This is a genomic window from Terriglobia bacterium (genome assembly GCA_020073185.1).
Classification (GTDB): Bacteria; Acidobacteriota; Terriglobia; order Terriglobales; family Acidobacteriaceae; genus JAIQGF01.
Window position 1 is genome coordinate 86,049 of record JAIQFT010000009.1, and the last position, 14,251, is coordinate 100,299.

The following is a 14,251-nucleotide window of genomic DNA, read 5'->3' on the forward strand; positions in this document are numbered from 1 at the left end:
GTCGGTCCCAATGCATCGCACTCGCCAGTGCGGTACGCTCTCGTCTGCTTATGTATAGGCTAATCGTACCACGCAACCGGGGCATACCCAGTCCCCAAGAGGGTACGACCGCGAGTAATGTGTTTCGCGGCGGCTAGACTAGCCTTTTTCAAATCCCGAGACACGAAGAATGACGAGTGAATCGGCCGACGCAATCTCGCGCACGCCGGTCAGGTTGCGCACATCGTCGTCGTAGAAGCGATGGCGGCCCAGGTAATCTGGGGAATTCGCGGCCAAGCGGCAATCGCGGAGCGCGATGATGCCGCCGCGCCCGACCCCCGGGGCAACCACGGTCGCGCGCGCTGCTGCCAGCCGCCCCAACAATTCAACGCACTATTGGAGATCGAACCAAGTTTTGGCGCATCATGCGCAGAGCTGTACTAGTCCGTAAAACGCGGTTTTGAACGGCGGGGAGTATTCGTCGTTGGCGAATACAAGCGATCGGCAGCATGACGACAATCGTCACCAGGATCTGCTGTGCCAAGCCGCCGAGATATTGCGCCATTTGCCCTTCGATACCCGCCAGTGACGGCACCAGTGCCAGGCCGATTCCCTTCATGAGGACACCAGCGTTGCGCGCCAGGCAGACGCTTGCCAGCCCTTCCAGAATGATCCCGACCAGCGTCATGATGCAAATTGTGCCTACCCAACCATAGGCAATATAGCTTTCCGCTGCCATACCCACCGATATGGAAACGCCTCCAAGATTGCGCACCGCGGTCAATCCGTAGGTCACCTGGTAAAGGCGATTGGCCTCGTTCACCGTCGGCTTGTCGGGCCATAGGGCACGCGGTATCAGGGTGACGGCCATGTACCTGTACATGAAGCTGCCCTGGTAGGGAATGACGATGGGTGTAAGCTCCATCACGTAGGCGGTCTGCTGCAGGAGTGAGAACCGGTCGACGGAGGAATAGAGCGTGTCATGAAAGGTCGTGGAACTCGAATCTGAAAGAGTCGCTCCCCACCATTGCAGGGCGGTGGTAACCCAGTCGGCGGCGCGGTGGGTCTGCGATGTTTGCCCCTCCACTCCCCAATACTGGGTGCGGAACTCGCCTTTCACCGGCTGCAAGAAGATGGCGAAAGCGAAGGCGAAGGCAAGCGCGGCTTTGGGGATCTTGAAGCGCGTATCCACCAGAACCGAACCGGCGATTACCATAACGGCAGCGCCGGTGCCGATCCAGCCGGAGGCCAGCCCCAAGCCGATGGTCATGCCGCCGAAAACGATCAACGCGGCGCCTTCGAATGTGGGCACGGGGCGCATCAAACGACGGCGCAGCAGAATAGCGAAGGCAGCCAGCGGCACGGTGCTGCGCAGAATGATCATCAACTGCCGGAACCCCAACCCAAAAATATAGGTCATGGAGGAATTGCCCAGCAGGGGCCCCACCAGCATTACCACCGCCAGGTATTTGGGAGAGAAGGCCGCGTCACGCAGGTCCAGGGTGCGAGCACGCCGCAGGCGGCGGAAAATCCCCAGATGCATGCCCACAAACAAAGACACCACCGCCACCAGGGCCAGAGCAAGCGCACGAGCCACGCCAGCTTCGGTCAGCGGGCGGGAGTTGCGAAACGTCCAAGCATCTTTCAAATTCCAGAAGACGGGCAGCCCATACGCCAGCCAGTACATGGTGGCGATCACGGTAAAGAGCGGGAAGTCCTTTTCTCCATCCGGTTTTTGCTTCCAGTGGACCCAGTAACCCCAAGCGAGCTGCAGCAGCAGGTAGGAGAGAACGGTCTGTAGGAGAGTGGCGCGTCCGGTGCCGGTCGCCCAGATGACAAGGGTGACGATGCCAGGCAGCGTTACGAAGCGATGGACTTGAGCGATGCCGCGTTCAAAGATGCTCTTGGCCCGCTGCGCCGGTCGTGTGCTTTGAAGCTGCATGATTTAGGCACGTGGATTCAGTCGCGGTCGTGGCGATCTTTGTCCGTCGCGTCCGCCCGCGCGACACGCCCGAAGCTCATCAATGCGCTCATCGTACGGTGTAAACGGATTGGAGCCATATCCTAGCATAACCCTACGCACCATCCGGAGAAACAATCCTGACAACCCAATGGATGCCGGTGCCATGTCTATTCGTTGGCGGCACATTCAGCACCCCTGCGGGCGAGCAGTTTCAACCAACGCCCCCGAAGTTTTGCCGCCGAGTACTCGCGGAGGTAAGTTTCCCGCGCATTTTTTCCGCAACGCTCGCGCAAATCCGGGTCGGCGAGGAATCGTCCGATCGCATCCGCGAGCGCCTCGACGGTTTCCTCAGCGCACAGAATTCCCGTGACGCCATCCTTGATCATGTCTTGCAAACCACCGCTTCGGAAACATACGGATGGCACACCGGAAGCCATCGCTTCCAGCGCGATGCGGGGAAACGATTCGTGGCATCGGCTTGGCGGTGTAGATTGCACATGCAAGTACGCGGATCCCAGCAGGTCGATGACGTTTTCAAGGTATCCCCAGAACTTCACGTCGGCCATCCCTTGCGCCGCGCTCAGCCGGCTCTCGAACTCCTCTTCGTACTCTTTTGCGCAGGTGCCCACGATGTGCAACGTGGTGTCGGGATAGCCGGCTGCGACTCGCGCGAATGCCTCAAGCAGGTAATCGATGCCCTTTTGCGATGATACGCGTCCAGCAAACACCAAGTTGCGCTTGCGGGCGTCAGCGCCCGGCCAAGGCGCCGGAGCGGCAAGGTCCATGATGTACGGCAGTAGGTGGTTTCGCTTCTTGCGCAAGTACGGATGGTCCTGCAGGACGGCCTCCAGTCCGAAGCGGGAGTTGTGGACAAAATCGGTCACAAATGGCGCCCAGGCCCTCATCAGCAATCGGTTGTTGTTGAGATCGTGAAAGTGGTGCACCACGCGCCGCCCGCGCGATCGGTAGTAAAACGCCAGCGGCATACCGTATGGGGATGCGAACAAGGAGCCGACATACAAGGCATCCCTTCCTGCGCCGCTCTTAAACAGCGCGATGCTCCCTCGTACCCATGCCCATATCATCCGCAGCAGGTGAGACAGCGAGCGTGGCTTCCCAAGCCTCGGCCACGGTTTGTGGTCAGGCCAAAAAACGTGCGGCAGTCCGCGGGCCTCGATCTGCCTCAACACAGGCAGGTTCTCACGGAGCGTGACATGCGTCATGACAAACAGCGCCTCGATCTCCGGCCTGAGCACGCTGAACAGTTCGATGACCGCGCGCTCCATCCCGTACAAGAATGGTGAGTTGAAAAGAACAGCCACACGACCCAGCGAGCGCCCGCCGTGCAGTGACGAGCCTGCCGTCCCTTCCGCACGGGGATCGTTCGCCGGCAGTTTCATTTCACCCGCTTCGAGCCTTGAAACGTAAAGTGCACTCCAAACGGTCGGAACACTCGTTTCCAGAATCCGCTGTTGAAATCCTCCGTGCACAGCTTGTGCGGGGCAGTGCGGGGGAGAAGAAGCCATTGGAAGTGGCTGCTCTCCATGTGCTCGACGGCCAACCCGCCGGCTTGCAACAGCGACTTGACACGCCAATAAAGAAAGAAATTTTCGTGCGGCTGGGCGCCCCAACCGGAATCGAACGGGGTTTTTGTTGCCCATGATTTCAGCCACGAAAGCATCATTCCGTTGAGATGATTCGGTGTCGTTAGAATGAACTGCCCTCGCGGCTTCAGCACCCGGGAAATCTCCGCGGCCATTGTTTCCGGATGCAAAACATGTTCCAGGCACTCGCAGGAGATCACGAAGTCGAAGGTTTCGGAAGAGAAACGTAGCGACTCGGCATCGCCAGTTTCGAAGCACAAGTTGGTTAACCGCTCATCACATCTCGTGCGAGCAATGTCAATGGCTTTTGGGGAAAAATCGACGCCGGTAATCCGCGCTGCGGGATACTTCCGCGCGAGGTAGATGCTGAAATCGCCTCTGCCGCACCCAACCTCGAGAACCTCTTTCCCGTCGATTGGCGGAAGCAGCTTGAGCACGGTCTTGTGCCAGGCGAATAATCGTTCCGAGCTATCCTGCTCCCAGGTGCTAACCCGTTCATGCCATGCATCGTACTGCGAATTCGCCTGTGTCATAGTCCAGACCCTTCCGCTGGGTTTGCGCCTTGATCGTCCGCCGTCAGCTCGGCAACGCGGGTATTGATCTGTGCGAGCGCGAGGCGCATTCAGGCTCCTGTCTCGGAGGTGGCGATGCCCTCCCAGAGCGCAATCAGGGCAGCGGCATTTTCCGCATCACGCCGGCTGCAGCCGATCGGAACATAGCGGACATGCTTGGCGCCGGAGAGCTGGCCCCTGAGGATGCGCCAGAAGTCCACCACGGTGATGCCATTGGGGCGTACGGGAAAATCGGCGGCGCTGAGCCGGTGGAATTCCGGATCGGGGGTGGTGATAAGTGCGACGTCGGCCTCGGCGAGACACGCGGCGACAGAGTCAAGAACCACAGCGGAATAGAGGAGCGCGCTGCGCGCAGCCGCGCCTGCCAGCGGGTCATATGCGACCACGCGCGCGCCCGCTTTGGACAGCGCCTTGGCCAGAAAGACACCCTGGGATTCCTCGATGACATGGGAGTTCGGCTTGTAGGCCAGGCCGAGTACGGCAACCGATTCGCCTCGTCCAATCAAGCCGCGAAGTTGGCGGACAATCTTATCGGCGAGGCCGCGATTGCTCTGCTCCGTGGTCTCGGCGAGTTCGGCTCGCGTGCCGACAGCGCGCGCGAAGAAGCCTAGAGCAACGTTGTCGCGAGGAAAACACGGCCCCCCGTAGCCGAGCGCTCCGGTCAGGTACTTGCGGCCGATGCGGCTGTCGGCGCCCAGAGCATCGGTGACAACATCAATATCGCCGCCCGGAATATGCTCGCAGATGTCGGCCAGCATGTTGGCGAAGGTGATCTTGGTGGTGACATAAGCATTGATCGCGATCTTGGTTAGCTCCGCGTTCTCCAAGCTCATGCGGCGGCAGGGCGGATCATCGTTCATGATGTCGGCATAGCAGGCCTGCAGCAGGCCGCCGGAACGCTGGTCGAATTCGCCGACGAGAGTGAAGTCGGGATGGAGAAAATCGTGAATGACACTGCCCAGGGCGATGAATTCCGGGCTGTAGCACGCGCCAAAGTCGCGGCCGGCCTGCTTGCCAGATGCGCGCTCCAGGATAGGCACCAGGCCATGCCGGGTCGAGCCTGGCAGAACCGTACTGGTAAGCACCACGAGATGATAAGAAGACTTTTCGCGGAGAGCGCGACCGATTTCACGGAACGCCCAGGAGGCGTACTGCAGCGAGAAAGCGCCGCGTTCGTCGCTGGGGGTGGGAACGATGACGAACGAGACATCGGAATTGAGGATGGCGTCGCGGTGGTCCAGGGTGGCGCGCAGCCGCGAACGGTTGGCTTCGACCAGTTGCTCGAGGCCGGTTTCCTGGATCGGAGCATGGCCGGAATTCAGCAGATCCACCGACTGGTGGTTGACGTCAACGCCGATGACATCGAACCCTTTGCTCGCAATCGCGGCCGCCATGCTGGCACCCAGCTTGCCGAGACCGATGATCGAATAGGTCCGTTTCATGGGGACGGATCATCCTGAGATGGATTGATTATTGTTACTCCAATGCCACCGGATGGGCGGTCACGCATAAGTGCCAGCCCAGACGACGATCGAGGCCGCGGTACATGCCGGCTGGCATCCACCGAAAGTACCATTCGCGAACGTACCGGTACTGCACGTAGTCCTCTACACGATAGGGGAAAATGTGTTCCACGAAAATGTCGTCAATGGTGAACTGATTCCGGACTGCATCGACGCCAACACCGCGAAAAACCCTCGCCATTGGTTCGTGTCTCTCCGCGCTAACCGGCATCCAGCAGGTTCCACTCTGCAGGGTAGTAGTCGCTATAGTCGCAATTCGAGCCGATTTGGTATTTAGTCGGCGCATACACCAGTTGATTGTCCTTTTTCCCCAGCCAGGCTGCCCACCAACTGAAGCTGCTGTTGGCGATGATGTGGTGCTTGCACGCGGCCATCAACCGCAGATCTTCGTGGTTTTTCTCATCGCCATTGTGGGAAACAAACACGGTCGGACCCGGCAGGGCGAGCACTTCCCGGGCCCACTCTGGTTCATCAGAAAAAACATAGAAGTGCGGCCGGGATACCTTGCCGGCGATAGCGCCGGCCGCCGCATGGTAGTAGGCGACCGGCAGAACGCCATACAGGCCTTCGCCGTGGTAGCGGTCACCGCGGCGGACATGCACCGCTACCGAATTACTCGCGGAAATCGCGGCCAGCATGGCGGCATTCTGGCCATCGGCCGGTGACCTCAGACTAACTTCTTCGCGAAGGGTAGCGGCGATATGCGAAAAGTATTTTTGGCTTTGCCAGTTGCCCACCAGACAAACGGGTTCGGCGAGGGGCGATGTCAGCACAGGTGGGTAAAACTGCCAATAAGACGAGGGCGGCTCCTGAAGGTAACGTTTCCGGGAGAGAGGGCAGAAACGGTTCGCCAGTCGCGCTAGACGCCCGCGCGTCCCCGGCGTGCGGTAGATCAGAAAGCACTCCAGTACATCCGGAGTTGCGACCTCGCCCTTGACGGAGAACGAATGCAACCCAAAGAGCCTGATCCCCGCCTTGGGGTCACCCTTGACGTCGGTATAGCCGGAGACATCGAAGTGCAACGGGCGTTTGTGGATTAAAGACAGGTGCCTGCCGAGCGCATACTGGAACAACTGGTTACCTAGCCCTCCCGCGAAGCGAACCACGATCATGCTCTTGCGTTCTCCGAACGGCCCGGCCGGCATTGGGAAATCACGGGCACTCCGGCCTGGCTGGGATGAGTCGCTGCAAATCAGCGACGAATTCCTGCTGCTGCACACGGATGTCGTGGTACGCACGAAATTTTTCGAGGCCGCGAGAGGCTAGCGATTCGCGCCGCTCCGGATTGTACATCAGCGTGCGAAGGGCATCGGCGAGCCGCTGCGGCGAAGGTTCCTCCACGAGTTCGGCGCAGGCGTGCTCGCGAATGTATCGGCTGACGGAGGCTTCCGGAGGAGCGCAGACCAGCGCAGGCCGGCCGGATGCGAGATAGTCGGCGAACTTGGAGGGGAAAGAGCGGACAGAGAAAAGCCGCGACTCGGGATCAAACCCCATCGGCAGGTACACCAGGTCGGAGTCGCGCAAGGCGGCGCGAACCTGCTCCTGCGTGCTCCAGCCATGCGCGCGGATGCGAGGGTCGGCCCAACCGCGGTCGCGCGCGGTCTGCTCGAAAGCGCCGTAGAGATTAAGCTGCCAGGAATGGCCGGCAAAATCGTGCAGCAACACGTTCACCAGCAAACCCATAGTCACCATCGGCCCGGCCGTGAGGGATCCCGTGTAGGCGATGCGAAACGGATTTTCGCTGCGTGCGCGGGTGCTGACCTCGTCATGCGCCTCAGTGGCGGGCAATTGCACTTGCGAGGCGACGCCAAAATCCTGGGCGAGCCAGTCCTGCACGCCCGCGCTGACAGCGTACACCCGACTCGCTCGCTGCAACGTGCGCCGGAACAGCCGGGGCGCGGCTGCCCTCGGCACGAACATATGCCGGCCGATGCAGGACACCCAATCGTCGTGCACCACAGCAACGCAGGGTACGCCCACGTTGCGTGCCGCGCCGACCGCAGCCAGGAAAAACAAGTCCTGAGCGACCGTCAGCACCGCCTCGATTCGCTTTTCGCGGATGATTGTTTCCGCCGCGCGCTGGATATGAGGGACGGCCAGCAAATCAACCAGTTGCTTCACCCGTCCCAAGCCCCAACGGCCCGTACCGCTGGTCCGAAACAGCGTCACGTGCTGGCAGTCGAGCAGCGTGCCGGCGGCGCGACGCAGGAAGTCGGGCGCGCAGGCGACGGTGAGTCGGTCAGCCGGGTAATCCGCCAGCAACCGGCGCATCAGGATGGGCCCGCCGTTCAGGTTGCTGGGCGGAAGGTCGCACATATACAGCAGCCGTGGATATTGGGCCAACCCACGCGCCATGCCATCGGCGATCTCGGTCGCTGCTGTACCGGCCATTGCTCCGGCAGGCGCTGCGCCTGGCTCCCCGCCATCGCCGCGAACGCGGGAGATGCCAACGCGTGCGGGTCCAACGTTACGACCTGGCGTAAACGTCTCCGAAGATGACGGTGTCTTCACGATAGCTTCTTAATAGCGGTACCAGTTCATCCTGCTGGACCCAGGGATCGAACAACAGCTCGAAAGACTCTCCCCGCGAGAGGTTAAACTCACGAAAGCCGAGGCCGCTCAGGCGCTCGGCGCATTCCGCCGCCGCCTCGCAGCGTTCAGGCGTGAATTCGAAGGAAAGGCAAGGCACAACTCGGCTCAGCCCCTTGAGCACCTGTAATTCGTAGCCCTCAACGTCAATCTTGATGAACGCCGGCGACCCATAGGTACGGATCAGCTCATCAACCGTGATCAAGGTGCAGGGCTCCTGTTTTGTCCAGGCCGGCGTAAACCTTCCCGAATTGCTGACGGCGGTGATCCACTCGTCAGAAAGCGACGACAACACGTCGAGTTCGCAAGCGCGCATGATGGCCTGGCCACTCGCCGCTCCGCATGCGGCCTGTACCAGCGCAACTTCCGGATCGCGGCCATAGGCGCGGCGCAGAATGGCCATGCAGGATTCTTGCGGCTCCACCGCGACCACCCTCGCGCTTAAGCGGCGGAACACCTTCGTCCGCATTCCGCGATTCGCCCCAATGTCGAAGCAGAGGTCGCCGGATCGGAGGAAGTGGGCGTAGAAACGGAGCGCGGGTTCGTCGTTTCGACTCCAACTGCACAAGTCCTTTACAGCTCGCCTGCGACGGTACCATGTTCGCAGAGGAGAACCGAGGGGAGTGTAGCCCAGGGCCGTCTTCAAGAAACCACGACCAGTCGAGACAGCGTTGGTCAACATTTGGAGTTCCGAGCGCACTTGTGTTACTCAACCAGAGAAGACACCATGCTTGACTTCAACGGGGCCACGAACTGCTCGAGGATATCGTCCAGCGAAACCCGCACGCGCCACCTTGGGTAGTCGCCCTCGAAACGGCGCAGGTCGCTGATATAGCAGATGTGGTCGCCGACGCGGTTCTGCTCGACGTACTCGGTCTTGAGCTTCTTGCCGAACAGGTCGCTCATGCGGCGAATGGCTTCGATCATCGAAACCGAGTTCTGCCGCCCGCCGCCCAGGTTGTACACCGCCGCGCAACGCGGAGCATCGTAGAAGGCGTAGAAGGCGTCGCACACATCCTGCGAATGGATGTTGTCGCGCACTTGCTTGCCCTTGTAGCCGAAGATGCGGTAAGGGCGGTCCTCGCGGAAGCAGCGCGCCAGGTACGCGAGAAAGCCATGCAACTCCGCGCTGGCATGGTTGGGCCCGGTCAAACATCCGCCACGAAAACACACCGTCGGCATTTGGAAGTAGCGCCCGTATTCCTGCACTACCAGATCGGCCGCCGCCTTCGACGCGCCGAATAGGCTGTGGAGCGTGGCGTCAATACGGCAGGACTCGCTGATGCCGTTCCAGTCTTCCGCACGCGCGTACTCCCAGCGCGTTTCCAGTTCCTTGAGGGGCAGCTCGTTGGGGGCGTCGCCATACACCTTGTTCGTGCTCATGAAAACGAACGGCGACTCCTTGGCAAACTGGCGCGTGGCCTCCAGCAGGTTCAGCGTGCCGGTGGCGTTGATCTCGAAGTCGTCGAAGGGGCGATCTTTGGCAAGGTCGTGCGAAGGCTGCGCGGCGCAATGAATCAGCAGAGCGGGACGCAGGTCTTTGACGAGGCCAAGGATTTTCGCCCGGTCGCGGATATCGAGGTCGTGATGTTCGAAGTTACGGCAGCAATTGCGCAGCCGTTGCAGGTTCCAGGTGGTGTCGCCATCCGGCCCGAAGAACGACATGCGCATGTTGTTGTCAACGCCGTGGACACGCCATCCCAGGCGGTCAAAGTACGTGACACATTCCGAGCCAATCAGGCCCGAGGACCCCGTCACCAAAAGAGATTCCATTCTTCTCCCATACCGAGATCGGAAATGTGCTGTCATTGTAGGCCTAAAAATCCAATCCGGCGCCAAAAGCTTGCCAATTTCATTCCTTTCCAGCGTCGCCATCGCCCGCCTCAGCACGCCGGTTGACACGGCTGAACAGTCCGGAAGTCAATCGTCCTTTTTCGGATCCAGCATTCGAGTTGACGATTAATGATATTAATGGATAGCGCAGTTGAGCGTCACAATTATGGTACCTCCGCGCGCGGAATCGCTGCCCTCACGGCAACTTTTCAGCTAAGGTGGCGTATGCATTTCACGGATCGCATCCGAAAGCTCATACCCCGCGCAGTGAAGCGGGCCGTCAAACCTCTGTTGCCGCAGATCCTGGCCTTACCAAAGGATCCGAATCAATACGTCGGCACGGACGAGGTAAGCGGGCAACTCCAACTTGAGCTCCTCAAGCGGGAGGGGTGCAGACCTGATTCGAAGGCGCTGGAGATCGGCTGTGGGAATCTGCATGCTGGAGTCATGCTGATCGAGCATTTGATGAAAGGACACTACGCCGGGGTGGATCCGAATACTTGGTTGCGACGACAGACCCTAAAAGACCGCCGCGTCCGGGAGCTTGTCAGGGAGAAACAGGCCAGATTCCTAAGCGTGGACAACTTTGATGCGAGTAGCTTGGGGACGAAGTTCGATTTCATTTTGTCTCATTCCGTGTTGTCGCACGCCGCGCATTGGCAACTGGAACAGTACCTGCGAAACGCCTGCAAAGTTCTGGCACCCGGGGGCCGCATTCTCGCCTCCATTTACTTGGCCGAGGGTAATGCCTACGGCAGCAGCGGTACACCCGGCAAGCAAGATTCCATGGATGAGACCTGGCAGTACCCCGGCATATCTTGGTTCAAACTTGCCACGGTAGTAACCGCAGCCGGCCGATGCGGGTTGACGGTCGTTTACAAACCTGAATACACGGAATTCTACGTTAAGACACGTCCGAATGAGTGCCATGATTGGCTTGTGTTCTATTGGAAGGGATGAATGCTGATTGCTCGAATGACCGGTGTTCACTTGGCCAGGCCGAGGCCTGGCACTGGTTGTCGCGTCGGTTGCATTTCTACTGATTAGGACCCGCTATGCACAAGCGTGCCATGCTACGTCTTCTGGACCGCCCCGGCGGCCGTTGGGCACTCCAGGCTTTCACCAACGCCCTGGTTAGACGCCAACTGCGCTCGAACGCCGCGTCCGTGTTCTGGGACGGCGAGATGTGGGTCCATCGCTATGATCGCGATTTCTTCCCTGACTGCAATTACTACGACTACTCCATCAATTCCGCCTCCGCTTGGCCCACACAAAAGCGTAAACGGGAGCAAAACTCCGAGTATTTCTGGTTTCATTCGTACCGGCCTGAGCCCGGGGACGTCATCGTTGACATCGGAGCGGGCCGAGGCGAAGACGCGTTCGCCTTTTCGCGCGCCGTTGGCCCGCACGGCCGCGTGCTCGCCGTGGAAGCCCACCCGGAAACCTTCCTGTATTTGCGGAAGACCTGTGAATACAACCGGCTCGAAAACATCCGTGTTCTTAACCTAGCGATCTCAGACACGCGGGGTGAGGTTCTGATTTCCACGGGTTCCGACTACGTGGCGAATGCACTCACCGCAGAGCCATCCGCCGGCAGCTACCGAGTCCATGCCGAAACCCTAGACAATTTGTTCGACCGCGAAGGGATCGCCCGGGTGGACTTCCTTAAGATCAACATTGAAGGCGCCGAAACTGCGGCACTCCGGGGGCTCGTGCGCTGGTACTCACGCGTAGGTTCGGTTTGCATCGCCTGTCACGATTTCCTGGCTGACTCGGGCGGCGGCGATCAGCTTCGAACTCGCGCCAGCGTGATCGCCGCCCTGCAGCAGATGGGATTCAAAGTGGTTCTTCGCGACGATGCCCCCGAACCCTGGGTCCGCGGCCACGTTGACGGCTTCCGGACGAGGTGATTGGGCCGTCACGTCTCTGTCCAGTTTCAAACCAGGCACTCGGCTCGCCGTCGGATCCTTTCGCCGCCGTGCGCCTTGACGAGCTGGTACATCTCGATTACTTTCGCTTGAATTGCGCCGCGCTCCAGGCGCTGGTCCGCCATCGTAGCGTTCAATTCGGCAGCTCGGTCTACCATGTTGTCGTCTTTCACGGCTCGCGTGATCGCCTCCGCGACGGCCGTCGCGTCTTCCGGCGGAACCAGCAGGCCGTTTTCTCCGTCAATCCATTCGCGCGTGGAGATCGTGTCGGACTGAATCGGAAACGCGCCGGCGATCATCGCCTCCAGCATCGCGTTCGGCGTCCCGTCTGACGTAGCAAGCCCGATTGCTATACGCGCTGAGCCAAACAAACGCGCCATTTCGCGGTGTGTCAGAAGCGGAGGGAATCTGAATGGTAGTTTGGCTTCCCGCGCAAGCTGCTCCCCCGCGACGCGCACCTCCGGATACGCCGAGTAAACCACCACTTCGTAGCCCGGCAGCAGCGGCGCGCAACGGCGCAGCGCTTCGATCGCAACCAACCCTCGGGCACCTGGGTGGTCGTTTCGGACGGATCCCGGATGGCATTGATATCCCTTGACGACAATAACTCGTCGCGACCGCACAGGTCCGGGCTGTCTGACTGCACGCATCTCCTGCAAATCAAAACCACCCCCGCCCGGAAAAACGCCAACCGTCTCACCAGAGAAACCGAACTCACGGGCGAGTTGCACGTCGCGCCGGCAGTCGGTCGTCATATAGTCGGAGTACCGCAGCACCTGCCTGATCCGTTCTTCATGTTCGGGCAGCCGGCCGAAGTGGTGTATGTCGACACCCCAACACGAATAAATCCACGGCGGAAATTGCACCCCGATGCGTTTGCGCGCATTCAACACGTCGTATGCCCCCCCGTGCATGGCCAGCGAGTGCACAATGTCTGGCTTCAGCGACTGAACTAATCGCGCCAGGCGGGCTGCCGCCGAGTACCGGTCAAACTTTTCAAGCAACTGCATTGCGCGCGTTTCTCCGCGCGCAAACGGCCACGAAAACCCTATCTGCGGCAACACTGATCGTGTGCGTGGTCCGGTGATGAGACGATGGACCGTGACTCCTCGCAGTTCAGGATGCGGCGTACTCTGCGACACTGCAAAAATATGAAGGTCCCAACCTAACCCGTCAAGTTGCGCAATCCAGCGCGCAGTATGCACACAATTGACCCAGGTAACGAAAAGTATTCGCATCCTTAAGGTTCTCTCCTTCGAGGGTGGACGCGTCCGCGCTGGGAAAATCGGGCGATACAGTGATGAAACGAGGCGTGGACGCTTCGAGTGTTGCGACGTTTCCTCGATGGGACGCTCTCCCAGCCGGTAGCGTTTGCCGAGCGCTTCACAATGAATCGCGGTATTAGCCATGCGGGGCGTCAGCAGTGATCGCGATTATACGACGCATCGTCCGCAAGCCTTAAGCAGCGGCTTTTATGTTGCTGCGCGCCCGCCTTCGTCAGCTTGCTTGATCCAGACCCCCCACCACGTGTCCTGAATGTGACAAATATTGAAACCGAGCCGTCTTAGCGTCATGCACGCCTTATAGCTACTCCACAAGTGCGCCGACAAGGAGGGGTGCGTATCGTGCAGCAGCACCATTCCGCCGGGCCGCACGTACGGAATGACCTTGTGGAAGTCATTGATCACATACTCGCAGTCATGGCAGGCGTCAACAATCGCCAAGTCCACGGTGGAATGGGGTAGATAAGGCGAAAGGTCGAGTTGCATCGTATTGGCCCAAACCTGCACCACCCGATCCGCGAACCCGTACTGGCGGTACACGCGGCCGATCTCATCCTTCGAAAGATCGTAAGTTGTCGATTTGCCGCTGAGTTGCTCCGGCAGAGCATTTACCGTAACTACCCGCGCTTCCGGGCACGCACGGCAGATATTCGCCACCGTGTTGCCGTGGGCCGTGCCCAATTCCAGAACCAACTTCGGGCGACGCACCGCCACGATTCGCATCAGTGCTTCGAAATCGTCACAATCGCTTGTCGCCATGAATGGTGGCAGGCAAATGTCGTCCAGGATGGGCTGCATGTTCGATCTTTGCTTGCCGGCCAGAGACGACACTGAAACTGATAGCAGCGCGAACCTCAGCTTCATTACTCTGACGCCGGCGCGCACCCACCCGTCTTCCCGGTAACCCTGCAAGGCCGTAAGCCATGGCTGAACCAGCGCACCCACCCCCCACCACTGCCTGCTTGCTCCTGGCAGTG

Annotated in this window: 14 protein-coding genes; 2 read left to right on the plus strand and 12 right to left on the minus strand. The window is 59.9% G+C overall.

Annotation, left to right across the window (positions count from 1 at the left end; genetic code table 11):
• Nucleotides 1-138: 138 nt before the first annotated feature.
• From LAN64_04535 to LAN64_04580, 10 genes are all read right to left on the minus strand, one after another.
• Entirely contained in the window at nucleotides 139-360 is a 222-nt protein-coding gene (locus LAN64_04535; protein ID MBZ5567101.1) for a hypothetical protein, read from the minus strand.
• 4 nt (nucleotides 361-364) lie between these two features.
• Complete coding sequence (locus tag LAN64_04540; GenBank protein ID MBZ5567102.1) at nucleotides 365-1,921, minus strand: hypothetical protein; 1,557 nt, start codon at nucleotides 1,919-1,921, stop codon at nucleotides 365-367.
• 188 nt (nucleotides 1,922-2,109) lie between these two features.
• Nucleotides 2,110-3,342 carry a glycosyltransferase family 4 protein gene (locus tag LAN64_04545; protein MBZ5567103.1) on the minus strand — a complete coding sequence of 411 codons (1,233 nt, stop codon included), beginning with the start codon at nucleotides 3,340-3,342 and terminating at the stop codon, nucleotides 2,110-2,112.
• Nucleotides 3,339-4,079: a class I SAM-dependent methyltransferase gene (locus tag LAN64_04550; protein ID MBZ5567104.1), complete on the minus strand. Its 741-nt coding sequence runs from the start codon at nucleotides 4,077-4,079 to the stop codon at nucleotides 3,339-3,341. Before LAN64_04550 ends, LAN64_04545 begins: the two co-directional genes overlap by 4 nt.
• An 89-nt stretch (nucleotides 4,080-4,168) precedes the next feature.
• Nucleotides 4,169-5,560, minus strand: coding sequence for a nucleotide sugar dehydrogenase (locus LAN64_04555; GenBank protein ID MBZ5567105.1), 1,392 nt, complete (start codon nucleotides 5,558-5,560; stop codon nucleotides 4,169-4,171).
• Between the two features lie 34 nt (nucleotides 5,561-5,594).
• A complete protein-coding gene (locus tag LAN64_04560; protein MBZ5567106.1) occupies nucleotides 5,595-5,822 on the minus strand; it encodes a hypothetical protein in 228 nt (75 codons plus the stop codon).
• Nucleotides 5,823-5,841: 19 nt separating this feature from the next.
• Nucleotides 5,842-6,753, minus strand: coding sequence for an alpha-1,2-fucosyltransferase (locus tag LAN64_04565; GenBank protein ID MBZ5567107.1), 912 nt, complete (start codon nucleotides 6,751-6,753; stop codon nucleotides 5,842-5,844).
• A gap of 40 nt (nucleotides 6,754-6,793) precedes the next feature.
• Complete coding sequence (locus LAN64_04570; protein MBZ5567108.1) at nucleotides 6,794-8,032, minus strand: glycosyltransferase; 1,239 nt, start codon at nucleotides 8,030-8,032, stop codon at nucleotides 6,794-6,796.
• Between the two features lie 76 nt (nucleotides 8,033-8,108).
• Nucleotides 8,109-8,699, minus strand: a complete 591-nt coding sequence (locus LAN64_04575; protein MBZ5567109.1) for an FkbM family methyltransferase — start codon at nucleotides 8,697-8,699, stop codon at nucleotides 8,109-8,111.
• Nucleotides 8,700-8,935: 236 nt separating this feature from the next.
• On the minus strand, nucleotides 8,936-10,003 hold the full coding sequence (locus LAN64_04580) for an NAD-dependent epimerase/dehydratase family protein (protein ID MBZ5567110.1): 1,068 nt from the start codon (nucleotides 10,001-10,003) through the stop codon (nucleotides 8,936-8,938).
• Nucleotides 10,004-10,288: 285 nt separating this feature from the next.
• Here LAN64_04580 and LAN64_04585 point away from each other — a divergent pair, with 285 nt between their 5' ends.
• The gene (locus tag LAN64_04585) at nucleotides 10,289-11,023 is read left to right on the plus strand and encodes a class I SAM-dependent methyltransferase (protein MBZ5567111.1); all 735 of its coding nucleotides are present in this window, start codon (nucleotides 10,289-10,291) and stop codon (nucleotides 11,021-11,023) included.
• Nucleotides 11,024-11,133: 110 nt separating this feature from the next.
• Nucleotides 11,134-11,973 (plus strand): FkbM family methyltransferase, encoded by an 840-nt coding sequence (locus LAN64_04590; protein ID MBZ5567112.1) that lies wholly within the window; start codon nucleotides 11,134-11,136, stop codon nucleotides 11,971-11,973.
• Nucleotides 11,974-11,999: 26 nt separating this feature from the next.
• Here LAN64_04590 and LAN64_04595 read toward each other — a convergent pair whose 3' ends face one another.
• Nucleotides 12,000-13,400 carry a glycosyltransferase family 4 protein gene (locus LAN64_04595; GenBank protein MBZ5567113.1) on the minus strand — a complete coding sequence of 467 codons (1,401 nt, stop codon included), beginning with the start codon at nucleotides 13,398-13,400 and terminating at the stop codon, nucleotides 12,000-12,002.
• A gap of 63 nt (nucleotides 13,401-13,463) precedes the next feature.
• Entirely contained in the window at nucleotides 13,464-14,159 is a 696-nt protein-coding gene (locus tag LAN64_04600) for a class I SAM-dependent methyltransferase (protein ID MBZ5567114.1), read from the minus strand.
• Between the last annotated feature and the right edge of the window lie 92 nt (nucleotides 14,160-14,251).